Annotated in this window: 22 protein-coding genes and 2 tRNA genes; 14 read left to right on the forward strand and 10 right to left on the reverse strand. The window is 67.0% G+C overall.

Going from position 1 to position 20,615, the window contains the following annotated elements:
* Positions 1-26 precede the first annotated feature (26 nt).
* Positions 27-99, forward strand: a tRNA-Arg gene (locus CQ045_RS02965).
* 62 nt (positions 100-161) lie between these two features.
* Here CQ045_RS02965 and CQ045_RS02970 read toward each other — a convergent pair.
* Positions 162-431 (reverse strand): hypothetical protein, encoded by a 270-nt coding sequence (locus tag CQ045_RS02970; protein WP_105721171.1) that lies wholly within the window; start codon positions 429-431, stop codon positions 162-164.
* 204 nt (positions 432-635) lie between these two features.
* On the opposite strand from CQ045_RS02970, the gene CQ045_RS02975 reads away from it, so the two are divergent.
* The 4 genes from CQ045_RS02975 (at position 636) to CQ045_RS02990 (ending at position 3,972) form a co-directional block, all read left to right on the forward strand.
* Positions 636-1,163 (forward strand): single-stranded DNA-binding protein, encoded by a 528-nt coding sequence (locus CQ045_RS02975; RefSeq protein ID WP_258130932.1) that lies wholly within the window; start codon positions 636-638, stop codon positions 1,161-1,163.
* A gap of 75 nt (positions 1,164-1,238) precedes the next feature.
* Positions 1,239-1,736 (forward strand): DUF6993 domain-containing protein, encoded by a 498-nt coding sequence (locus CQ045_RS18735; protein WP_181156419.1) that lies wholly within the window; start codon positions 1,239-1,241, stop codon positions 1,734-1,736.
* Positions 1,737-1,799: 63 nt separating this feature from the next.
* A complete protein-coding gene (gene ettA / locus CQ045_RS02985) occupies positions 1,800-3,479 on the forward strand; it encodes an energy-dependent translational throttle protein EttA (RefSeq protein ID WP_105721172.1) in 1,680 nt (559 codons plus the stop codon).
* A gap of 7 nt (positions 3,480-3,486) precedes the next feature.
* Positions 3,487-3,972 carry a thioesterase family protein gene (locus CQ045_RS02990; protein WP_105721173.1) on the forward strand — a complete coding sequence of 162 codons (486 nt, stop codon included), beginning with the start codon at positions 3,487-3,489 and terminating at the stop codon, positions 3,970-3,972.
* A gap of 27 nt (positions 3,973-3,999) precedes the next feature.
* Here the strand turns inward: CQ045_RS02990 and CQ045_RS02995 are convergent, their stop codons facing one another.
* Entirely contained in the window at positions 4,000-4,890 is an 891-nt protein-coding gene (locus tag CQ045_RS02995; protein WP_105721174.1) for an acyl-CoA thioesterase II, read from the reverse strand.
* A 49-nt stretch (positions 4,891-4,939) separates the two neighbouring features.
* Here CQ045_RS02995 and CQ045_RS03000 point away from each other — a divergent pair, with 49 nt between their 5' ends.
* Positions 4,940-5,605, forward strand: coding sequence for a hypothetical protein (locus tag CQ045_RS03000; RefSeq protein WP_105721175.1), 666 nt, complete (start codon positions 4,940-4,942; stop codon positions 5,603-5,605).
* A gap of 24 nt (positions 5,606-5,629) precedes the next feature.
* Here the strand turns inward: CQ045_RS03000 and CQ045_RS03005 are convergent, their stop codons facing one another.
* From CQ045_RS03005 to pepN, 4 genes are all read right to left on the reverse strand, one after another.
* Entirely contained in the window at positions 5,630-7,288 is a 1,659-nt protein-coding gene (locus CQ045_RS03005; protein ID WP_105721176.1) for an FAD-binding dehydrogenase, read from the reverse strand.
* Positions 7,285-7,734, reverse strand: coding sequence for a globin (locus tag CQ045_RS03010; RefSeq protein ID WP_105721177.1), 450 nt, complete (start codon positions 7,732-7,734; stop codon positions 7,285-7,287). Before CQ045_RS03010 ends, CQ045_RS03005 begins: the two co-directional genes overlap by 4 nt.
* Positions 7,731-8,804 carry a mechanosensitive ion channel family protein gene (locus CQ045_RS03015; protein ID WP_105721178.1) on the reverse strand — a complete coding sequence of 358 codons (1,074 nt, stop codon included), beginning with the start codon at positions 8,802-8,804 and terminating at the stop codon, positions 7,731-7,733. The genes CQ045_RS03010 and CQ045_RS03015 overlap by 4 nt, the downstream gene beginning before the upstream one ends.
* A 154-nt stretch (positions 8,805-8,958) precedes the next feature.
* Positions 8,959-11,511 carry an aminopeptidase N gene (gene pepN / locus CQ045_RS03020; protein ID WP_105721179.1) on the reverse strand — a complete coding sequence of 851 codons (2,553 nt, stop codon included), beginning with the start codon at positions 11,509-11,511 and terminating at the stop codon, positions 8,959-8,961.
* 171 nt (positions 11,512-11,682) lie between these two features.
* On the opposite strand from pepN, the gene CQ045_RS03025 reads away from it, so the two are divergent.
* Genes CQ045_RS03025 through CQ045_RS03045 form a run of 5 tightly spaced genes read left to right on the forward strand, consistent with a single transcriptional unit; the run spans position 11,683 to position 16,569 of the window.
* Positions 11,683-12,867, forward strand: a complete 1,185-nt coding sequence (locus tag CQ045_RS03025; RefSeq protein WP_105721180.1) for a ferrochelatase — start codon at positions 11,683-11,685, stop codon at positions 12,865-12,867.
* Between the two features lie 38 nt (positions 12,868-12,905).
* Positions 12,906-13,391, forward strand: coding sequence for a ribose-5-phosphate isomerase (locus tag CQ045_RS03030; protein ID WP_105721181.1), 486 nt, complete (start codon positions 12,906-12,908; stop codon positions 13,389-13,391).
* 1 nt (position 13,392) lies between these two features.
* Positions 13,393-14,391 (forward strand): Fpg/Nei family DNA glycosylase, encoded by a 999-nt coding sequence (locus CQ045_RS03035; RefSeq protein ID WP_105721182.1) that lies wholly within the window; start codon positions 13,393-13,395, stop codon positions 14,389-14,391.
* Positions 14,392-14,431: 40 nt separating this feature from the next.
* Positions 14,432-15,076, forward strand: a complete 645-nt coding sequence (locus CQ045_RS03040) for an FMN-binding negative transcriptional regulator (protein ID WP_105721183.1) — start codon at positions 14,432-14,434, stop codon at positions 15,074-15,076.
* Complete coding sequence (locus CQ045_RS03045) at positions 15,073-16,569, forward strand: amidohydrolase (protein WP_105721184.1); 1,497 nt, start codon at positions 15,073-15,075, stop codon at positions 16,567-16,569. The genes CQ045_RS03040 and CQ045_RS03045 overlap by 4 nt, the downstream gene beginning before the upstream one ends.
* An 82-nt stretch (positions 16,570-16,651) precedes the next feature.
* On the opposite strand, the gene CQ045_RS03050 is transcribed toward CQ045_RS03045, so the two are convergent.
* Positions 16,652-17,137 (reverse strand): Dps family protein, encoded by a 486-nt coding sequence (locus CQ045_RS03050; RefSeq protein ID WP_105721185.1) that lies wholly within the window; start codon positions 17,135-17,137, stop codon positions 16,652-16,654.
* Between the two features lie 130 nt (positions 17,138-17,267).
* Between CQ045_RS03050 and CQ045_RS03055 the strand changes: the two genes are divergently transcribed.
* From CQ045_RS03055 to CQ045_RS03065, 3 genes are all read left to right on the forward strand, one after another.
* Positions 17,268-17,804, forward strand: a complete 537-nt coding sequence (locus CQ045_RS03055) for a gamma carbonic anhydrase family protein (RefSeq protein ID WP_105721186.1) — start codon at positions 17,268-17,270, stop codon at positions 17,802-17,804.
* Between the two features lie 31 nt (positions 17,805-17,835).
* Positions 17,836-17,909, forward strand: a tRNA-Ile gene (locus tag CQ045_RS03060).
* 127 nt (positions 17,910-18,036) lie between these two features.
* Complete coding sequence (locus CQ045_RS03065) at positions 18,037-18,297, forward strand: DUF6458 family protein (RefSeq protein ID WP_105721187.1); 261 nt, start codon at positions 18,037-18,039, stop codon at positions 18,295-18,297.
* A 45-nt stretch (positions 18,298-18,342) separates the two neighbouring features.
* Here the strand turns inward: CQ045_RS03065 and CQ045_RS03070 are convergent, their stop codons facing one another.
* The 3 genes from CQ045_RS03070 to CQ045_RS03080 all read right to left on the reverse strand — a co-directional run bounded on the left by CQ045_RS03070 (position 18,343) and on the right by CQ045_RS03080 (position 20,574).
* Complete coding sequence (locus CQ045_RS03070; protein WP_105721188.1) at positions 18,343-18,660, reverse strand: hypothetical protein; 318 nt, start codon at positions 18,658-18,660, stop codon at positions 18,343-18,345.
* A 172-nt stretch (positions 18,661-18,832) separates the two neighbouring features.
* A complete protein-coding gene (locus CQ045_RS03075; protein ID WP_105721189.1) occupies positions 18,833-19,747 on the reverse strand; it encodes a helix-turn-helix transcriptional regulator in 915 nt (304 codons plus the stop codon).
* A 101-nt stretch (positions 19,748-19,848) separates the two neighbouring features.
* Complete coding sequence (locus CQ045_RS03080) at positions 19,849-20,574, reverse strand: 3'-5' exonuclease (protein ID WP_105721361.1); 726 nt, start codon at positions 20,572-20,574, stop codon at positions 19,849-19,851.
* Between the last annotated feature and the right edge of the window lie 41 nt (positions 20,575-20,615).

Raw genomic sequence — 20,615 nt, forward strand, 5'->3', positions numbered from 1 at the left:
AGGTCCGCGGTACGGTAGATGGGTGCGCCTCCGTAGCTCAGGGGATAGAGCAGGAGCCTTCTAATCTCTTGGTCGCAGGTTCGAATCCTGCCGGGGGCACCTCGCGCGACCGATGTCCGTCTTGACTCGAGTCGCATGCAGATCCCCGGTTCACGTCGAGGTCATGAGTGGCGAAGAGCTGCGACGGCGTCGTCGACGCACCAGAACTCGCCGATGATGCGGAATGCGCCGGTGGCCAGGTGCAGACGCTCGGCGCGGTAGCGGAGGCCGAGCGGATCCGCCACGATCCGCAGGTGGCCCAGCACATGCTCTCTCCGGTCCTGCACCCGCCAGAGGTGATCGGCGGCGCGGATGAGATGCTCCCGCGCAGAGGAGAGTCGGGGCGTCGCGAACGGGACTTCGGGCAGAGAGGTGATCAGGCTGTCGGACATCGGTGCTCCTTCCTGACTCGAACATACGATCGACCTCCGACATTCGGATTCGTATCGATCTCTCGATCCCACCGGGGCTTTCTCTGCACCGGCATTGTGCTGAACAACCTCTCCACCGACTGCGCGTGCGCGGCGCCGAGGGCCTGTCGGTGTGGACGACGCTGATGTGACCCGGAGGATTTCCGGTCGTTGAGAGGACAGCACATGATCGACACGTTGACCATCGTGGGGAGAGTCGCCACGGATCCGATCCAGAGCCAGACCGGGAGCGGGGTGCCGGTCACGAACTTCCGCCTCGCCAGTACGCATCGACGATTCGATACAGCGACGCAGGCGTGGACAGATGGAGGCACCAATTGGTTCTCCGTCGCGGCGTTCCGGCAGCTCGGCGAGCACGCGAAAGCGTCGCTGCGCACGGGAGACAGTGTGATCGTCACCGGACGCCTCAAGATCCGCAACTGGGAGAGCAACGGCAAACACGGGACGAGCGTCGACATCGACGCCGAGGCGATCGGACACGACCTGCGTTGGGGGACCACGGCATATCGCCCCCAGTCGCGCACATCGATGGGCGACACCGGTGCTTCCTCGGTCGCGGCGGACGAGACAGGCGGCGACTCTGGCGCCCCCACCACGGGCGGGGGACGGCCGACCGACGAACCGGCCGCGTACGAGACACCCTGGGCTGATCCGAGGGCGGTCGCGTCCGAGATGGCATCCGGAGTCCTCTGACGAAGGCGGCTCTGGCAGCTTGCGGGCTGCCGGTCGCACCGCGGGGAGAGCGACGGAGAGCCGTAGACTCGGGACGTGCTTCGTCGAACGGACCTCCCGCCTGCGCGCGCGGCCGGCATGCTCGCGGCCGCGACCGCCGCGCTCATCCTCTTGTCCGGCTGCGCACCCGGGTCCGATCCGTCGGCTTCCCCGCCTCCCACGGAGACGCCGTCTCCCGCAGAGACCGAGTCCGCCGCACCCGAGTTCCTGCCTGACGGGACTGCGGCGGAGAATCTACCGGTGTTCACGGCGGTGGCCGAGGCGGTCTGGGCGACGGACATGAAGGGAGCCGGCCGGGCATACATAGATGCACTGATCGATGCCGGGTTCGATCGCGCGGCCATGCAGGTGACTCAGGATCAGTCGACGGTCGGCAACCAGGCGGAGAGCCTGCAGTTCTCGGTTCGCTGGGGCGAGGACGACTGTCTGATCGGCCAAGTCGGCCCGTCCACGGGACAGGTCGTCACCGCGGTGATGCCGCAACTCGCCGAGGGGCGCTGCCTCGTCGGCACCACACGTCCGATCGACTGGTGACGCGCCGCGGGGCCGGTAGGCTGGAGTGTCGATCTTCGACGCCAACAGAAGGAGCGGTTTTCGGTGGCTGAGTACATCTACTCGATGGTGCGTGCGCGTAAGGCAGTGGGCGAGAAGCTCATCCTCGACGACGTCACCATGGCGTTCCTTCCCGGAGCGAAGATCGGCATGGTCGGCCCGAACGGCGCCGGAAAGTCGACGATCCTCAAGATCATGGCGGGTCTCGACACCCCGTCGAACGGCGAGGCGAAGCTCTCCCCGGGGTACACGGTCGGCATTCTGATGCAGGAGCCGGAGCTCGACGAGTCGAAGACCGTGATCGAGAACATCCAGGACGGCATCGCGATCAAGCCGAAGGTCGACCGTTTCAACGAGATCTCGCTGCTGATGGCGGAGCCCGACGCCGACTTCGACGCCCTCCTCGCCGAGATGGGCACGCTGCAGGAAGAGATCGACGCAGCCGACGGCTGGGACCTCGATTCGCAGCTCGATCAGGCGATGGACGCTCTGCGGACGCCCCCTGCCGACGCCGCGATCGCCCCCCTCTCCGGCGGTGAGAAGCGTCGCGTCGCGCTCGCGAAGCTGCTCCTGCAGAAGCCCGATCTCCTCCTCCTCGACGAGCCCACCAACCACCTCGACGCCGAGAGCGTGCTCTGGCTCGAGCAGCACCTCCAGGCCTACAAGGGTGCCGTGATCGCGATCACCCACGACCGGTACTTCCTCGACCACGTCGCCGAGTGGATCGCCGAAGTCGACCGCGGTCGCCTCATCGGCTACGAGGGCAACTACTCGACCTACCTCGAGAAGAAGGGCGAGCGCCTCGAGGTCCAGGGCAAGAAGGACGCCAAGCTGGCCAAGCGCTTGAAGGAGGAGCTGGAGTGGGTCCGTTCCAGCGCCAAGGGCCGCCAGACGAAGTCGAAGGCGCGCCTCGCCCGTTACGAGGAGATGGCCTCGGAGGCGGAGCGGACCAGGAAGCTGGACTTCGATGAGATCCAGATTCCCGCAGGCCCGCGCCTGGGTGGCATCGTCATCGATGCGAAGAAGCTGCAGAAGGGATTCGACGGCCGTGTACTGATCGATGGCCTGAGCTTCAACCTGCCGCCGAACGGCATCGTCGGTGTGATCGGACCGAACGGTGTGGGAAAGACCACCCTGTTCAAGACGATCGTCGGTCTCGAGCCGCTCGACGGGGGAGAGCTGAAGATCGGTGAGACCGTCAAGATCAGCTACGTCGACCAGTCGCGCTCGAACATCGACCCGAACAAGACGCTGTGGGAAGTCGTGTCCGACGGCCTGGACTACATCACCGTCGGCAAGACCGAGATCCCCTCGCGCGCCTACGTCTCGAAGTTCGGCTTCAAGGGCCCGGACCAGCAGAAGAAGGCCGGCGTCCTCTCCGGTGGAGAGCGCAACCGCCTGAACCTGGCGCTCACGCTCAAGGAGGGCGGGAACCTGCTCCTCCTCGACGAGCCCACGAACGACCTCGACGTCGAGACCCTCAGCTCGCTCGAGAACGCTCTGCTCGAGTTCCCCGGCTGCGCCGTGGTCATCACCCACGACCGGTGGTTCCTCGACCGCATCGCCACGCACATCCTCGCGTACGAAGGAACCGACGAGAAGCCCGGCCAGTGGTACTGGTTCGAGGGCAACTTCGAGGCGTATGAGGAGAACAAGATCGAGCGCCTCGGACCGGACGCCGCGAAGCCGCATCGGTCGACCCACCGCAAGCTGACGCGCGACTGAGACCCCGATGTCCGCTTCGCCGGGGCCGCGCCTGCACATCCCGATCCACCTCCGCTGGGGTGACCTGGACGCGTTCAACCACGTCAACAACACCTCGATGCTCAAACTGCTCGAGGAAGCGCGCGTTCGCGCCTTCTGGCGTGCAGGCCCCGGTGAAGAAGCCCCGTCCACCGCGGTCCTCGACTCCGGCATCGACGAGGGGATCCTGACCCTCATCGCACGTCAGGAGATCGAGTATCTGGCGCCGGTTCCGTATCAGCGGCGACCTCTCGAGGTGCAGATGTGGTTCGGCAAGCTCGGCGGTTCGAGCGTCGAGGTCTGTTACGAAGTGCACAACGACTCCGCAGCCGAGCCACGTCAGATCTACGCGCGCTCGACGGCGATCATCGTGCTCGTCGATGCTCAGACCGGAAGGCCCACCCGTCTCACCCAGGAGATGCGCGACGCGTGGGAGCCGTACGTCGGCCCGTCCATCGAGTACAGCCACCGCTGAGGCCCGCGCGGGCGGGGGCGGGTCCGATCAGGGGCGGTCGTCGGGGACGCGGATCATGATCTCCTGTGCGACGTTGGCGATGAGAGCGCCATCACGCGTATAGATCCGTCCGGTCGCGAGTCCGCGGCCACCGCGCGCGTTCGGGGACTCCTGAAGGTAGAGGAGCCACTCGTCGACGCGTGCGGGACGGTGCCACCACATCGCGTGGTCGAGACTCGCGACCTTGAGACCCGGGAGCGCCCAGTACGCGCCGTGCGCCCGCAGGATCGACTCCTGGATCGTCATGTCGCTGAGGTACGCGAGCGCGGCCCGATGCAGGCGCTGGTCGTCGGGCAGCGGCGCGCGCAGACGCATCCACACCGCCTGTCGGGCGACGCGCTCGTCCGGGCTCGGGAGGTACAGCGGAGAACCGACGTGACGGATGTCGGCGGCACGCTCGCTCAGCATCCGCGTCGTGCCCTCAGGAAGCCCCTGGACGCGCTCCTCGTCGGGTGCGAGCTCCTCCGGCGCGGGGATGCCCTCAGGCATGGGCTCGGCGTGCTCCACCCCGGGATCGCCGTCCTGGAACGAGGCGATCATCGAGAAGATCGGCACACCGTTCTGGTAGGCCTGCGTCCGACGCGTCGAGAAGGAGCGGCCGTCGTGGATGCGGTCAACAGCGATCGTGATGCCCTGGCTCGCGTCGCCGGGACGAAGGAAATAGCCGTGCATGGAATGTACGGCTCTGTCCTCGGGGAGCGTGCGCTCGGCAGCGAGAAGGGCCTGTGCGAGCACCTGGCCGCCATAGATCCGGCCGCTCGGCATCGGATGCGAGGAACCGGTGAAGATGTCCTCTGTCGTCCTCGCCTGCGTCGAATCGAGATCGAGCACCTCGAGCAGTCGCTCGACGGTCTGTACGGCGTGATCGTCCGCGCTCATGAGTTCCTCCCCGCGACCGCAGCGCCGCTCCGTTGGTAGTTTAGAACCCGTGACGCATCATCTTCTCCTCGCCGACCCCGACACCGCGAAGGACGTGCTCACGTTCCTGGGACGCGCGAAGAGGATCACCGATGACGGCGTGCGACTGCAGGCTGCGGACGGCGTCCTGGCATTGACGACGGCGGCTCTCGCCCCTGTGAGCCTTTTCGATCAGACGCCCACGATCCTCGCGATGCGGATCGTGCATGCCGACCCGGAACTGCAATGCGACATCGTCGTCGACGAGCTTTCCGCCACGGACGATGCGGAACGGCTGAACCTCCCGGAGATGGGACTCTCGCCCGCGTGGGCAGGAATCGCCCCTCCTCGCGGCGAGTGGCTCCCGGCCGCCACGCTCGCTGCGTCGATGATCGCGCAGCGCGCGCAGTGGGGGATATCCGCGGTCGCCCGTGGTGCGACGGACGGTGCCGGCGAGGAGGCCGTCCGTGCGCTGCGCGCTGCGATCTGGGGCGCCCCGGATGATGACCTCGACGGTCTGCCCCGGGGCGTGGCGTTCGCCGCCGACGCCATGGGGTTCATCTCCGGAGACGAACAGGTTCCGGTCATGCGCTCGGGACGGTGGACGCGGTTGGCTTTCCGACGGGGACACGTTCTTGCTCGGGGCCCCGTCGCAACCGGGCTCACGAGTGTTCGCGACACGGGGCGTTCCGCCTAGACCGCGGTCAGCGAGGCACCGACGTCAGCGGGCGGCCGCGCGACCTGCCTGCCGACCGGAGAAGAGACAGCCGCCGAGGAACGTTCCCTCGAGCGCACGGTATCCATGCACCCCTCCGCCTCCGAACCCGCTCGCCTCGCCGGCAGCGTACAGACCGGTGATCGGAGTGCCATCGACCTTCAGTGCCCTCCCGTCGAGGTCCGTGTTGATGCCGCCGAGCGACTTGCGAGTGAGGACGTGCAGCTTGACGGCGACGAGGGGACCGGCGGCTGGATCTTGAAGGCGATGCGGCGCGGCAGTGCGGATCAGCTTGTCTCCGCGGTAGCTGCGCATCGAACGCAGCATCCCGATCTGGGCGTCCTTCGTGAAGTCGTTGTCGATCTCGCGGTCTCGCGCGATCACCTCCCGCCGGACGTTGTCGATATCGAGTGATTCGCCCCCGGAGTGCCGCTGCATCTGCTCGAGGAGCGAGTCGAGGTCGTTCTCGACGATGAAGTCCTCGCCTTCGTCGAGGAAGGACTGGACCGGTCCGGTCGGTCCCTTCGCGAGTCGGGACTTGAGGAGAAGGCTCACATCCTTGCCGGTGAGGTCCGGGTTCTGCTCACTGCCCGAAAGCGCGAACTCCTTCTCCACGATCTGCCGTGAGGTGACGAACCAGGAGTGGTCGTGGCCGGTCGTGCGCAGGTGCTCGAGCGTGCCGAGAGTGTCGAACCCGGGGAACAGGGGCACCGGGAGGCGCTTGCCCGTCGCATCGAGCCAGAGCGAGGAAGGTCCCGGGAGGATCCGGATGCCGTGCGAGGGCCAGACAGGGTCCCAGTTGGTGATTCCTTCGACGTAGTGCCACATGCGGTCGCCGTTGATCAGCCGCGCCCCGGCGTCCTCGCTGACGCGATGCATGGATCCGTCGACGTAGGCGGGCACACCGGTGAGCATATGCTCCGGCGGGGTGCCGAGCCGCTTCGGCCAAGCGGCACGCACGAGATCGTGGTTTCCGCCGATCCCGCCCGAGGAGACGATCGTCGCACCCGCGGTGACCTCGAACTCCCCGACGCTTTCACGAGAGGTCGCCACACCGCGTTGCGCACCGGTCGACGCGAGGACGGCGCCTCGCGCACCCGTCACCGCACCATCTGTGACGATGAGTTCTGAGACCCGGTGGCGGGGAAGCACCGTGAGGCGCCCCTCGCGTTCGCCCTGCTCGACCGCAGCCGCGAACGGCGCCACGATCCCCGGTCCGGTACCCCACGTGATGTGGAATCGGGGGACCGAGTTGCCGGGACCGATGGCACCGTAGCCGCCGCGCTCTGCCCACCCGACGACCGGGAAGAACCCGACTCCGCGTTCGCGGAGCCAAGAACGCTTCTCGCCCGCCGCGAACTGCAGATACGCCTCCGCCCAGCGGCGGGGCCATTCATCTTCTGGGCGATCGAACGCCGCGTTGCCGAACCAGTCCTGCGAGGCCAGTTCGAAAGAGTCCTTGATTCCCAGCCGTCGCTGTTCGGGGGAGTCGATGAAGAACAGACCTCCGAACGACCACCATGCCTGCCCGCCCAGATTCGTCCGCGGTTCCTGATCCACGAGGATGACGCGGCGCCCTGCGTCGAGCGCTTCGGAAGCCGCGACCAGCCCGGCCAGCCCCCATCCGATTACCAGGACATCTGCGGACAGGGGCGTGTTCGTCATGAGGTCTCCGTTGATTCCTGACGTGATCGGGTCTCGAGCGTGGGGCGGCCACCGGGTGCGGCACCGATACCCGAGGGCTCGAATGTGTTCACCATGGCATAGGCCGCGCGCTCCAGGTAGTCCCAGAGCGTCGTTTCGTGCAAGGGCGACAACTGTGCCTCGTCCACAGCCGTCCGCATGTGACGGAGCCAACGATCACGAGCGTCCGCGTCGATGTGGAACGGCATGTGCCGCATCCGCAGCCGCGGATGTCCACGCGTCTCTCCATACGTGGTCGGCCCGCCCCAGTACTGCTCGAGGAACATCCGGAGCCGATCCTCGGCGGGACCGAGGTCTTCTTCGGGATACATCGGCTTCATCACCGGGTCGAGCGCGACCTCGCGATAGAACACCGAGACGATCTTCGCGAACGTCTCGTGTCCGCCGATCTCGTCGTAGAAAGTCACTTCTGGGGACTCCCGTCATCATTCGGCTTCTTGCGGCGCCAGATCCCGCGGTCCGGGATGATCGGCACGCCGGTGACGGCGTTCGGCCGGGTCTTCGGCGGGTTCGCTCCCCGTACCCGACGGGCGCCGTCGAGCCCGGTGGGGACGACGTCGACCATCTTCGGGACCCCGATCTCCTTCTCGAGGAGAGCAGCACGCAGACGTCGACGCAGCTCCTGTGCCACATCATCCTTCGCGTTCGCGCGGGCCTTGATCACGATCCGCACGACCAGGGCGTCTCCATCGATCGACTCCAGCCCCCAGAGCTCCGGCTTCTCGATGATGCGGGTGCGCCACTTCGGGTCTTTCGCGAGCCCCTGGGCCGTCTCGAGCATGATGTGCTCGACCTGCTCCAGATCGGAGTCCACGGGGACACCCAGGTCGATGATCGAGCGGGCCCATCCCTGCGACATGTTGCCGATCCGCGTGACCTCGCCGTTGCGCACGTACCAGAGGGTGCCGTTGACGTCTCGCACCTGAGTGATGCGCACGCTGACGTACTCGACGACCCCGCTCGCGAGTCCGAGGTCGACCACATCGCCGATTCCGATCTGGTCTTCGGCGACGAGGAACATGCCGTTGAGCACGTCCTTGACGATGTTCTGCGCACCGAAACCGAGGCCGGCACCGACGGCGGCGGTGAGCAGCGTCAGAGAGCCGAGCAGGCTCTGGTCGAGCGCGTTCACGATCAGCACGATGGCGATGACCACGAGCATCACGTTCACGATGTTCTGCAGGATCGTGCCCAGCGTGCGGGTGCGCTGCACGAGGCGCATGTCAGCGAGGGGGGAACGTTCGAGCGCCTGTGTGTCGTCGACCGATGCCTTGCTCTTCGCACTGTCCACGATGCGGTGCACGACTCGTCGGATGACCAGGCGAAGAACGAGCCCGATCACGATGCAGCTGGCGATGATGATCGCGACGGTGAGCGCCTTCATACCCACCTGACTGAGCCAGGCGAGCAGATTCGTCACCCAGTCGGGAAGAGGGGTTTCCACGGGCGGATCGTTCACATCGAAGGGGATCATCATCACCCCCGATCTTAGCGATCGGGCCTCTGCGTGGGCTGGATGAAGGTGCCCTACGGAAACAGAGACCATCCGTTCCGATCACGGCGCGTCGTGGTGGGACGCGCCGTCTGCGGAGCAGATGGTCTCCGTTGTCGCACAGAGGGTGGGCGAGAGGTCAGTCCTCGGCGTCCCGGGCCTGTGCGGCGAGAGCGCGCTCTACGTCCGCGAGGTTCTCGAGGACCAGACGACGCAGGGCCGGCGCCGCGTCCTGGTTCGCGGCCAGCCAGGCGCGGGTCGCATCGCGGAGAGCGACGTCGGCGAGTGCTGTCGGGAAAAGTCCGACGATCAGGTACTGCGCGATCTGGTAGGTCCGCGATTCCCATACGGGAAGCAGCATGTCGAAGTACGCCGGGACGAACTCACCGAGCACGGAGCCCCCCGCCGGATGCGTGAAACCGAGCGCCGCGGAGCGCACGATCGTGTTGGGCGCATCATCGCGCTCGATGAGCGATGCCCAGGCGGCCTTCTTCGACGCGGAATCCGGCAGGGAGGCGCGAGCCTGAGCGGCGAACTCGCCGCCCTTGGCGGTGTTGTCCGCAGCGAGGGCCGCGTCGATCGTGGCGGCGTCGGTCGCCCCGATCGAGGCCAGACCGACGAGCAGCTGCCAGTTCAGGTCGGCATCGATCTCGAGACCGGGGAGGGTGTCTTCGCCGGAGCGGAGGCGCCCGACGATACCGGCATGCTCCGGAGTGACCATCGTGTTGGCGAACGCCGTGACGAACTGCAGCTGGCTGTCGCTGCCGGGGTCCGCCGCTTCGGCGAGGCTCCAGAGGGCATCCGCGATCTTGAGTCGAGCCGCCTCGCGGTCCGCGGGCGTGACGTAGAGCGTCGCCGCGGTGCGGAGCTGGGAGAGCGTGGTTCGCACGGTCGTCGACTCGGTCTCGCGGCCGATGTTGCCGAGAACCAGGTCGAGGTATTCGGAGGCAGCGGTCTCGGCATCGCGGGTCTGGTCCCAGGCTGCGCCCCACACGAGCGAGCGGGCAAGCGGGTCGTGGATGTCGGCCAGGTGCGCGATCGCGGTGGCGAGCGACTTCTCGTCCAGCCGGATCTTGGCGTACGCCAGATCGTTGTCGTTGAGCAGCACGAGGTCGGGGCGCGCGAGCCCCTGCAGCTCCGGCACCTCGGTGCGGTCCCCGTCGACATCGACTTCCAGGTAATGGGTGCGGGTGAGCGAACCGTCGGTCAGCGTGTAGAAGCCGATTCCGAGCCGGTGCGGACGAATCGTCGGGTAGTCCGCAGGCGCGGTCTGCGTGATCGCGAAGCGCGAGATCTTCCCGTCGTGGTCCTCGGCGATGACGGGCTCCAGTGTGTTCACGCCCGCGGTCTCGAGCCATTTCTTCGACCAGGTGCTCAGGTCACGGCCGCTCGTGGCCTCGAGTTCCGAGAGCAGGTCGCTCAGCTCGGTGTTGCCCCAGGAGTGCTTCTGGAAGTACTGCGACACCCCGGCGAAGAACGCCTCGATGCCCACCCACGCGGCCAGCTGCTTCAGGACGGAGCCGCCCTTGGCGTAGGTGATGCCGTCGAAGTTGACCTGAACGTCCTCGAGGTCGTTGATCTCGGCGACGATCGGGTGGGTCGAAGGAAGCTGGTCCTGTCGGTAGGCCCAGGTCTTCTCCATGGCGTTGAACGTGGTCCACGCCTCGGTCCATTCGGTGGCCTCGGCGGTGGCGATGGTCGACGCCCACTCGGCGAACGACTCGTTCAGCCAGAGGTCGTTCCACCACTTCATGGTGACGAGGTCACCGAACCACATGTGGGCGAGCTCGTGCAGGATCGTGACGACGCGGCGCTCCTTGACCGCGTCTGTCACCTTGCTGCGGAAGACGTAGGTCTCGGTGAAGGTGACGGCTCCCGCGTTCTCCATGGCGCCGGCGTTGAACTCCGGGACGAAGAGCTGGTCGTACTTGGCGAACGGGTACGGAACGCCGAACTTCGACTCGAAGTAGGCGAAGCCCTCGCGCGTCTTGTCGAAGATGTAGTCGGCGTCGAGGTGCTGCCACAGGCTCTTGCGGCCGTACACGCCCAGCGGGATGACGCGGCCCGAGGCGCTCGTCAGTTCCGAGAAGGTCGACTCGTACGGGCCGGCGACGAGTGCCGTGATGTACGACGAGATGCGCGGGGTCGGCTCGAAGCCCCAGGTGGCGGTGACGTCGTCGTCGTGCACGATGGGCTCGGGCGTGGGGGAGTTGGAGACGACCTTCCAGGCGGCCGGTGCCGTCACGGTGAACTGGAACGTCGCCTTGAGGTCGGGCTGCTCGAAGACCGCGAACACGCGGCGCGAGTCGGGCACCTCGAACTGGGAGTAGAGGTAGACCTCGCCGTCGACGGGGTCGACGAAGCGGTGCAGACCTTCTCCGGTGTTGGTGTATTCGCAGTCCGCGTCCACGACGAGGACGTTCTCTGCCTGCAGGCCGGTGAGCGCGATGCGCGAGTCGGCGAAGACCTCGTTCGGGTCGAGCTGCTCGCCGTTCAGGGAGATCTCCCGCACGTCGCGGGCGATGAGGTCGATGAAGGTGAAGCCCTCCGGCGTCGCGGTGAAGCGCACCACGCTGCGGGAGCCGAAGACTTCGGCGCCCTTGGTCAGATCGAGGGCGACTTCATATGACTGAGTGTCGATGACGTCGCGGCGCTCCTGCGCTTCGATGCGGGTGAGGTTCTCTCCAGGCACAGCTGTACTCCCAGGGGTGAGGGGATGTCACCGGGGCTGGGCGCAGTTGGCGCCGACGGCAACCATGACAGCCTACGCCAGAGCAGCGCACGCCCTCTCTACACCGCGGAGGATGGATAGACACGGCATCGGACGGACGCCTGCCTGCTGCGAAGGTGAAAGGATGGAGGGGTGACTGCGATCGAGCCGAATGCCGTTCCCTTTGCCTCTGCTGCTGCCGCCGGTGGTGCGCCCTTCGTGACCACCCCGGTCGCTTACGATGCGATCCTCCTCGCCGGGTTCGGTGGTCCGGAAGGCCAGGAGGACGTCATCCCGTTCCTCCGCAACGTCACGCGCGGTCGAGGGATCCCGGACGAGCGTCTCGAAGAGGTGGCGCACCACTATCGCCACTTCGGCGGGGTGAGTCCGATCAACGGGCAGAACCGGGTACTCAAGGAGGCACTCCAGAACGCGCTCGTCGAGCGGGGAATCACTCTCCCGGTCTACTGGGGCAACCGCAACTGGACCCCGTACCTCGAAGAGGTGGTATCCGACGCCGCGGCCAACGGGCACAGAACCCTCCTCGCGTTCGCTACCAGTGCCTACAGCTCGTTCTCCAGCTGCCGCCAGTACCGCGAAGACTTCGCCCGTGTCCTGGAAGACAAGGGCCTCGGGGAGACCGTGACCATCGACAAGATCCGTCCCTTCTACGACCACCCCGGTTTCGTGGAGGCGTTCGAGACCGGCGTCCGTGAAGCGGTCGAGAACTTCCTCGCCGACGGCATCGCGGCATCGGACATCCAGATCCTGTTCTCGACCCACAGCATCCCGAGCGCCGATGCGGAGCGTTCAGGCGCACGCGACATCGAGTGGGGTGAGGGCGGCGCGTATGCCGCGCAGCATCTCGCTGTCGCCGCCTGGGTCATGGACCGCGTCCGCCAGACGGTACCCGGCGCGGCCGATGTCTCGTGGGAGCTCGTGTATCAGTCTCGTTCCGGCCCCGCATCGCAACCGTGGCTCGAGCCCGACGTGTGCGACGTGATCGGTGAACTGCCCGGGCGCGGACGCAAGGCTGTCGCGGTCGTGCCCGTGGGCTTCATGAGCGACCACATGGAGGTCCTCTGGGACCTCGACACCGAGGCGTCGGAGGCGGCCGATGAGGCGGGCATCGCCTTCACACGCACGCCGACGCCCGGTGTGTCTCCTGCGTTCGTCGCCGGTATCGTCGATCTGATCGAGGAGCGGCTTCAGGGCCGCCCCAACGACGAGCGCGCGCACGTGACGACCCTCCCCGGTGGGTTCGACGTCTGCCGTCCGGGCTGCTGCGAGAACATCCGTGCAGGCTTCAAGCCGGCCGCCGCCGGCCTGGCACCGTGACATCCGGATGACCGGCGAGCGCTTCTAGGATGGGAGCCATGCGCATCCACATCGCCACCGACCACGCGGGACTCGACTTCTCCACACAGCTGCAGGACCACCTGCGCGCTGCCGGTCACGAAGTCGTCGATCACGGGCCGATCGAGTACGACGCGGTCGATGACTACCCCGCCTTCTGCATCCGCGCGGCGCAGGCCGTCATCACCGACCAGCGAGCGGGCGTGGATGCACTCGGAATGGTGTTCGGAGGCTCGGGCAATGGCGAGCAGATCGCCGCGAACAAGGTCGAGGGTGTTCGCGCAGCGCTCGTCTGGAACCTGTCCACTGCGGAACTCGCCCGCGAGCACAACGACGCGAACGTCATCTCCATCGGCGCACGGCAGCACACGTACGACGAGGTCACATCCTTCATCGACCGATTCATCGAGACACCGTTCTCGGGAGACGAGCGCCACGTACGCCGCATCGGTCAGATCGCGGACTTCGAGCGTGACGGCTCCCTACTTCCGGACCCGCGAGGCTGACATGCCCGAGGGTCATTCCGTTCACCGGATCGCACGGCAGTTCGATCGGAACTTCGTCGGAAAGACGCTGAGCGCATCGAGCCCGCAGGGCCGGTTCGCCGAAGGCGCGTCAGTGCTCGACGGCCGCGCCGCGGTGAGCGTGCAGGCCGTCGGAAAGCAGATGTTCCTCGAGGCGGAGGGCGACCTCTGGCTCCGCGTGCACCTCGGTCTCTACGGCGCGTGGGACTTCGCAGGTGAGATCCTCATCGATCCGACCATCGCCTCCTCGAACGGGCGGATGGGACAGACCAATCAGCGCGGTACCGTTCTCGACGACCAGATTCTGGACGACGCCGGCGAGAACTCCTTGGCATCGATCGGCGCCCCGCGGCGCACGCGCGTGCACGTGCGCATGTCGGAGCAGACGAAAGGCCTCGCCGACGAGGGCATGGAATGGCCGCCGCCGGTCGTCGGACAGGTGCGTCTTCGTCTCATGACGGACATCACCGCTGCGGACCTGCGCGGCCCCACCGCCTGCGTTCTGCAGACGCCGGAGGAGATGCTTGCGACGGTGGCGAAGCTGGGACCCGACCCTCTGGTCGGAGATCCGGTCGAGAACGAGGAGCGGTTCGTTCGAGCCGTCAAGAAGAAGTCGACGGTCATCGCGCTGCTGCTGATGGACCAGTCCGTCGTGAGCGGTATCGGGAACGTGTACCGCGCCGAGATGCTGTTCCGGCAACGCTTGAACCCGCACACTCCCGGTCGAGATGTCCCTGAGGAGATCGTGCGGGCGCTCTGGCACGATTGGGTTCGGCTCCTCGCGGTCGGAGTCGAGACCGGACAGATGATGACGATGGACGGGCTCACGGGGGCGGACTATCGGGCGGCGATGGCCAACCGCGACGACCGGCACTGGGTCTATCACCGGGCCGGGCTGCCCTGCCGCGTCTGCGGGACCGAGATCGCGCTCGAGGAGATCGGCGCGCGCAAGCTGTACTGGTGTCCGCGCTGCCAGGCGTGAGAGCAAGTCCACACCTCAGCATCCGTCCTAGGCTGTTTTCATGCGACAGAATCCGAGCTTCACGCTGGCTGACGTCACCGAGATCCGCCGAATCATCGGCGCGAATCCCTGGGCGACGATCATGAGCGCCGGTGACGAGGGGCTCGTCGCCTCCCATTACGCCGTCCTCCTGGACGAGACACGGGACGATCTCACGATCGTCGGTCATGTCGGCCGCCCCGATGACTTAATCCATGGAATGGGGGAGCGGGAGCTGCTCGTGGTGTTCCAGGGGCCGCACGGCTACGTGTCACCAGGGTGGTACGGCGATTCTCCGGCGGTGCCGACGTGGAACTACACCGCCGTGCATCTCGCCGGCACACCGGAGATCCTCACCGCCGACGAGAACCTCCGGGTGCTGGACCAGCTGGTGGCGCACTTCGAGTCGCGCATGCCCGACCCGCGACTGATGTGGGAACGACCGAATGATCCCGCATACGTGGAACGGCTCGCCGCAGGAACCGTGGGCTTCCGTCTGACACCGACGCGCGTCGTCGCCAAGCGGAAGCTCAGCCAGAACAAATCGCCGGAGACGATCGACGCGGTGATCGCCGCCCTCACGACCGACGGACCATACACGAACCCGGCTCTGGCCACGGAGATGCGGCGCGCACAGGACGCGCGCCGGGGAGGACAACTGCAGTGACGGAACACGGAGCTGCCGTCGGCACCATCAGAGCCGTACGGATCGCGGGGCCCGGACGCGAGTTCCTCATCGATGACGAGCCGGTCGACATCTTCATCGCTGACGGCCGCATCGTCGACATCGCGCCGACCGGATCCCTGCCGGCACGGGACGAGGTCATCGATGCGGATGGCGCGTGGGCGGTTCCCGGGCTCTGGGACAACCACGTCCACACCGTCCAGTGGGCGCTCACATCGGAGAGGGCGCCGTTGGGCCAGGCGGATTCCGCTGCGGCAGCCGCCGCCGCCATGACCGGCGTCCACGCGCTGCCGGACGGGCGCCGCGTCGGCACCGGCTTCCGTGATGCGCTGTGGGCCGATCGGCCGTCGCTCGAGCTCCTGGATGCCGCGACCGGCGCGGTTCCCACCTACCTGATCAACGCTGATGTCCACAGCGTGTGGTTGAACACCGAAGCCCTCGCTCGCGAGGGCTTCCGAAGTGACGACGGGGTGCTGCGGGAGACGGATGCCTTCGAGATCTCCCGACGTCTGAACGCCGTCGATGCCGCACATGGTGACCGAGCCATCTCTCGTGCCGGAGAGCAGGCTGCCGCCCGAGGTGTCACGGGTCTCGTCGATTTCGACATGGCGTGGAGCGCCGAGGCATGGCCGAGGCGTGTGCAGGCAGGGTTCGCATCGCATCGTGTGGAGTTCGCGATGTACCCGTTCGATCTCGATCGAGCCATCACGGCCGGGCTGCGGACAGGCGAGCTCCAGGAAGATGCCGGCGCGCCTCGCGCGGGACGCGGACTCATCCACGTCGGGCCGCTCAAGATCATCACGGACGGATCCCTAGGAACGCGCACCGCCGCGTGTTCGCACGCCTATCCGGGCGATCCCGACAACTTCGGGATGCTGACGGTACCGTCGAACGAGCTCGTCGAGCTCCTGACCCGGGCGACCGGCGCCGGGCTGGGCGTGGCCGTGCACGCGATCGGAGACCGGGCGATCACGTCGGCGCTGGATGCGTTCACGACCACGGGCGCTGTCGGTTCGATCGAGCATGTCCAGCTCGTGCGTCACACCGACCTCGCTCGGTTCGCGCGTCTCGGTGTCGTGGCCAGCGTGCAGCCGCAGCATGCCGTCGACGACCGTGATCTGGTGGACCGTCACTGGCGGGAGCAGACGGCCATCGGATATCCGCTGGCATCTCTGCAGGCTGCCGGAGCACAGCTGCGCTTCGGCTCGGATGCTCCCGTCGCCGAGCTCGATCCCTGGCAGGCGATCTCCGCAGCGGTTTCGCGCACCGACGACGACCGGGCGCCCTGGCACCCGGAGGAGCGGATCACTTTCGACCAGGCTCTCGAGGCCAGCGTGCGCTCGTCGCTGCGACCGGGCGAGCCGGCGGACGTCGTTCTCTGCGGAGCCGATCCGCGGACGGCGACGGGCGAGGCCCTCCGATCGATGACCGTTCTCTCGACTGTGTTGGCAGGGAACCTCACGTTCGGCGGCTGACAGGCCCGCTCGCACGACGAAGGGGGTGGCACTCGGAGAACCGAGTGCCACCCCCTTCGTCGTGGTCAGGCGTCTTCTGCGATCAGGCCGCGATGTGCGAGACGAGGAACCAACGGTCCTTCTCAAGGCCGCGCTGGATCTCGATAGCGACATCCTGGCTGGTCAGGTCGACCTCGTCGAGGCCCTCGACGGCCGCCTTGACGTCGACCAGGATGGCGTCGATGTCGGAGATGACGGCGCGGATCAATTCGTCGGACTGGGTGAAGCCGGCCGGAACCGAGGTCGCGCCGGCCTTGTCGGCGACGGCGCTCACACGGGCGTCGATCGGCAGGCCGAGGGCGACGATCCGCTCTGCCGCGGTGTCGGCGAAGTCACCGGCGTGGGCGACGATCGTGTCGAGCAGCTCGTGCACGCCGACGAAGTTGGCACCGCGGACATGCCAGTGGGCCTGCTTGCCGTTGACGGTCAGGGCCTGGAGACCGAGCACGACGGGGGAGAGGAACTGGGCCGCCCCTGCAGCCACGGTCGGGTCGATGGCGGTGGTGGAAACGGTCTGTGCCTTGCTCATCTTGTGCTCCTCTGGAACGGTTTCTCGTATCTGATGTAGACAACGCTACTCAGCCTCAGACATTCCGCAAGCAAGCTGAGGCTCGGCTCACTTCCGCATGATTCCGCGGAAGTGAGGGTAGTCTCGCCTCATGAGCATCGCTGCCGGAGCCTCCGTCCTCGCCCTGCCGAACTGTGCTCCGTCGATCGACGCGACGGCGTTCGTCGCGGATGGGGCACGCATCGTCGGCGACGTCTCGCTCGCAGCCGGATCCAGCGTCTGGTACAACGCCGTGCTGCGCGGTGACTCGGCGTCGATCCTCATCGGCCCGGGAGCGAATGTGCAGGACAACGTCTCGATCCATGTGGATTCCGGCCATCCTGTCGTCGTCGGCGCCAAGGTCTCGATCGGGCACAACGCAGTGGTGCACGGCTGCACGATCGGCGACGGCACTCTCGTCGGAATGGGTTCCGTAGTGCTCAGCGGTGCCGTGATCGGAGCAGGCTGCCTGATCGCGGGGGGAGCAGTCATCCTCGGCGGAGTCGAGATCCCGGAGGGCTCGCTCGTGGCCGGCGTCCCGGCGAAGGTACGACGCCAGCTCAGCGAAGAGGAACGCGCCGGGCTTCTCGCGAACGCCGACATCTACCTCGGCCACGCGCAGACGCACTCGGCCGCGACTCCGGTCTGAGCAAGGTCGGCCGCTAGGCTGGAACGTGTAGGGGGCGGTGGCCAAGCTGGTTAAGGCAGTGGGCTCATAACCCAACGATCGCGGGTTCAAGTCCCGCCCGCCCTACCGTGATTGAGCATCGCTGCACACCGTCGAAGCTTGGTCGTGACCTCGATGTCAAGCCCCTCGCCGGGACGCTGCGGTCGCGCCATCCTCCGAAGGTGCGGCACCGCGCCGCAGAACGGGAGGAACCATGAGCATCGGCAGCGGAATCGCGCTCTTCGTGATCGGAGCGATCCTCGTCTTCGCGGTGAACGTCGACATCCCCTGGGTCGACCTCGACATGGTCGGCTACATCTTGATGGGTGCAGGAGTCATCGTCTTCCTGATCGGCATCATCATGCTCGTCCGTCGTCGCCGCACGGAGACGGTGTCGCGCACCTTCGTCGACCCGGCGACGGGGGAGCCGACGACGCGTCGGTCGGTCAGCTCCAGCGGTGACGAACCGGTGTGAGCACAAGGGCTGACGGCATCCGCGCGCGGATCGATCCGGGTGCTGTCAGTCTGCGGTGCTGCTCTCGAGGTGCTCTTCGACGAGGGTGATCCCGCCGCTGGAGCTCGCCGAGTGCGCGAGTTCTTCGATCCACTTACGGCTCAGGTCGGGCGTCTCCGGATCCTGGAACACGAATCGCAGCGGAATCGAGGGATGCAGCCAGAGCGTGGAGCGGCCCGGCTCGTCCCCTTCCGGGTGTCGCCAGGACAGCGTGAAGCTCTCGTTGCGGCGGAGCTTGGTCGCGATGACGACCTTGAGGTGAGCGAGGGCGCGGTCGTCGATCTGGATCGGTGTCTGCGTGTCGCCGTAGTAGAGACTCCCCATCAGCAGGAAGACGTTTCGGCGGTGTGCAGGGCGTGGACCATGGATCTCCTCGATGGCGTGCTCGAAGGACCGAGAAGCGGTCCGGGTAGTCGAACTCTAGCCAAGGAACTCGGCGCCGCCCGACGGCCGAGCGCAACCCGCCGTGGGATACGAACAGACTCTTCGTCCGGCGTCAGGACGAGGGCAGAGAGGGCAGCGCACCGAAGGCTTCGCGGTAGGCCGCGGTGAATCGCGTCGAGTTGCTGAATCCCCATCGACGAGCGATCTCGCCCACGGAGGGTCCATTGCCGCCGCGGAGGTCTCGGCGCGCTCCTTCGAGTCGGGCCCGGCGGAGCGCCTCGGCCGGGGTGATGTCGAGTGCGCGCCGGAAGGCGTACTGAAGCCCTCTCGTCGAGATGAAGGCCGCCGCCGCCACATCGTCGATCGTGATCGCCCGGTGCGCGTTCTCGTCGATGTAGGTGAGCGCGCGGCGGACGGAGGCCGGCGCTCCCGCGCGCTGAGCGGGCCGGCGGAGCGCATCGCTGAACGTGGTCGGAAAGGCTGAGAGCGTCATCATGAGCGCGTGGCGCTCGAGCTCGGCAGCCAGCAGGTGGTCCGTGTCCGGCGTTTCCAGGAGCTGATCGATATAGGCGAAGGCACGTTCCCAACGCTGCGCATCCTCGGGCGAATGAGGCACCAGACCGGTCGCGCGCAGCTCGAGCCTGTCGTCACCCGTGATCTGCCGGGCGCGGGCCTCTGCGTCCGCGCGATCGAAGATCAATGCTCGAACGCGAGCCGATCGGTCCCACTTGGCCTCCACTCGGGCGCCGTCGGAGATCCAGGGGGAACGCGCATCGAGGGTATGCCGCGCGGACCACACCCGGGCATCGGGGGCGTCGACGCGGCACACGAGCATCTGGTCGTGCGGTTCGGCGCGGGAATGCACCTGAGCCGCGAGCCGGTAGTCCACCAGCGTCGCGCTGTCGAGGTTCGCCGACCGCCAGTCGAAACGGAAGCGGCTCGGGTCCGCGTTCTGCAGGGTCGACGACGGCACGAACTGCTGCCACGTGGCCTCCACCTGCTCCACGTCCGTGGACGTGAATTGCATGCGCTCTCCTCCTTGCTTTCGGGGCTCGCCTGAGGGCAGGACATCAGGATCGTAACTCACCAGAACAGCTTCGGGATCGCCCGCGGCCGATGGAGCCGTCGTCATCCGACAGGTGCTTCGGTGGAACGCACCGGCCAGGTCCCGTCGAGCGACGCATCGGGGTCGAGGCGACCGATGCTCACGAAGTACTCGGTGAGACTGGCCGCCTGAGATCGCGCCCATCCGATCTGGTGAGTATGCAGCTCTGCCGGAGTCTCGGGGAGGTCGTACTGTCGAGCGAGGGCCTGGGCGACGCGTCCCGCCGCGATCGCATCTGCGGAGGCCTCGTGAGCGCTCTCGAGAGGGACCGCGTAGTGGGTGGCGACAACCTCGAGGGTGCGTCTGCCACGACGGAAACGGTCGTACGCCTTGTCGATGACGAGCGGATCGATGACCGGTGAGGGGTCGGTGAGCGGCTCGAGCCCATGGCGAGCCGCTTCGGACGCAAGCAGGGAGAAGTCATAGGACGCGTTGTACGCGACGACCGGCACTCCCTGATCGAAGAGCGAACGCAGCGCGGCAGTCACCTCGGCGACGACCTCGTGTGCCGCCCGCCCCTCCCTCCGCGCCTGCTCCGTGCTGATCCCATGCACCGCTGTCGCGCCTGCGGGGATCGGCATGCCCGGGTCGGCCAGCCAGGACCGTGCGGCGACCTGTCGGCCACGCTCATCGAGAACCCCGACGTACGCCGTGACCACGCGATCTGTGGAGACATCGACGCCGGTGGTCTCGAGGTCGAAGACTCCGACGCGGTTGAGCCAAGCGGGGAGCGGGAGACCGGGTGGCATGTCCTCACGGTACGGCGGGCCCCGGACATACAGGAGAAGGC

It is taken from the genome of Microbacterium sp. MYb66, assembly GCF_002979435.1.
Taxonomy (GTDB): Bacteria; Actinomycetota; Actinomycetes; order Actinomycetales; family Microbacteriaceae; genus Microbacterium.

What these genes read in the sequence shown, in the direction of transcription:
- CQ045_RS03030 (WP_105721181.1), top strand. Translation starts at nt 12,906, where the DNA reads ATGCGCATCCACATCGCCACCGACCACGCGGGACTCGACTTCTCCACA.
- CQ045_RS03005 (WP_105721176.1), bottom strand. Translation starts at nt 7,288, where the DNA reads ATGACGAACACGCCCCTGTCCGCAGATGTCCTGGTAATCGGATGGGGG.
- CQ045_RS03055 (WP_105721186.1), top strand. Translation starts at nt 17,268, where the DNA reads ATGAGCATCGCTGCCGGAGCCTCCGTCCTCGCCCTGCCGAACTGTGCT.
- CQ045_RS03050 (WP_105721185.1), bottom strand. Translation starts at nt 17,137, where the DNA reads ATGAGCAAGGCACAGACCGTTTCCACCACCGCCATCGACCCGACCGTG.
- CQ045_RS03035 (WP_105721182.1), top strand. Translation starts at nt 13,393, where the DNA reads ATGCCCGAGGGTCATTCCGTTCACCGGATCGCACGGCAGTTCGATCGG.
- CQ045_RS03015 (WP_105721178.1), bottom strand. Translation starts at nt 8,804, where the DNA reads ATGATGATCCCCTTCGATGTGAACGATCCGCCCGTGGAAACCCCTCTT.
- CQ045_RS03040 (WP_105721183.1), top strand. Translation starts at nt 14,432, where the DNA reads ATGCGACAGAATCCGAGCTTCACGCTGGCTGACGTCACCGAGATCCGC.
- CQ045_RS02970 (WP_105721171.1), bottom strand. Translation starts at nt 431, where the DNA reads ATGTCCGACAGCCTGATCACCTCTCTGCCCGAAGTCCCGTTCGCGACG.
- CQ045_RS03065 (WP_105721187.1), top strand. Translation starts at nt 18,037, where the DNA reads ATGAGCATCGGCAGCGGAATCGCGCTCTTCGTGATCGGAGCGATCCTC.
- CQ045_RS02975 (WP_258130932.1), top strand. Translation starts at nt 636, where the DNA reads ATGATCGACACGTTGACCATCGTGGGGAGAGTCGCCACGGATCCGATC.
- CQ045_RS02995 (WP_105721174.1), bottom strand. Translation starts at nt 4,890, where the DNA reads ATGAGCGCGGACGATCACGCCGTACAGACCGTCGAGCGACTGCTCGAG.
- CQ045_RS03075 (WP_105721189.1), bottom strand. Translation starts at nt 19,747, where the DNA reads ATGCAATTCACGTCCACGGACGTGGAGCAGGTGGAGGCCACGTGGCAG.
- CQ045_RS03080 (WP_105721361.1), bottom strand. Translation starts at nt 20,574, where the DNA reads ATGCCACCCGGTCTCCCGCTCCCCGCTTGGCTCAACCGCGTCGGAGTC.
- CQ045_RS02990 (WP_105721173.1), top strand. Translation starts at nt 3,487, where the DNA reads ATGTCCGCTTCGCCGGGGCCGCGCCTGCACATCCCGATCCACCTCCGC.
- CQ045_RS03070 (WP_105721188.1), bottom strand. Translation starts at nt 18,660, where the DNA reads ATGGGGAGTCTCTACTACGGCGACACGCAGACACCGATCCAGATCGAC.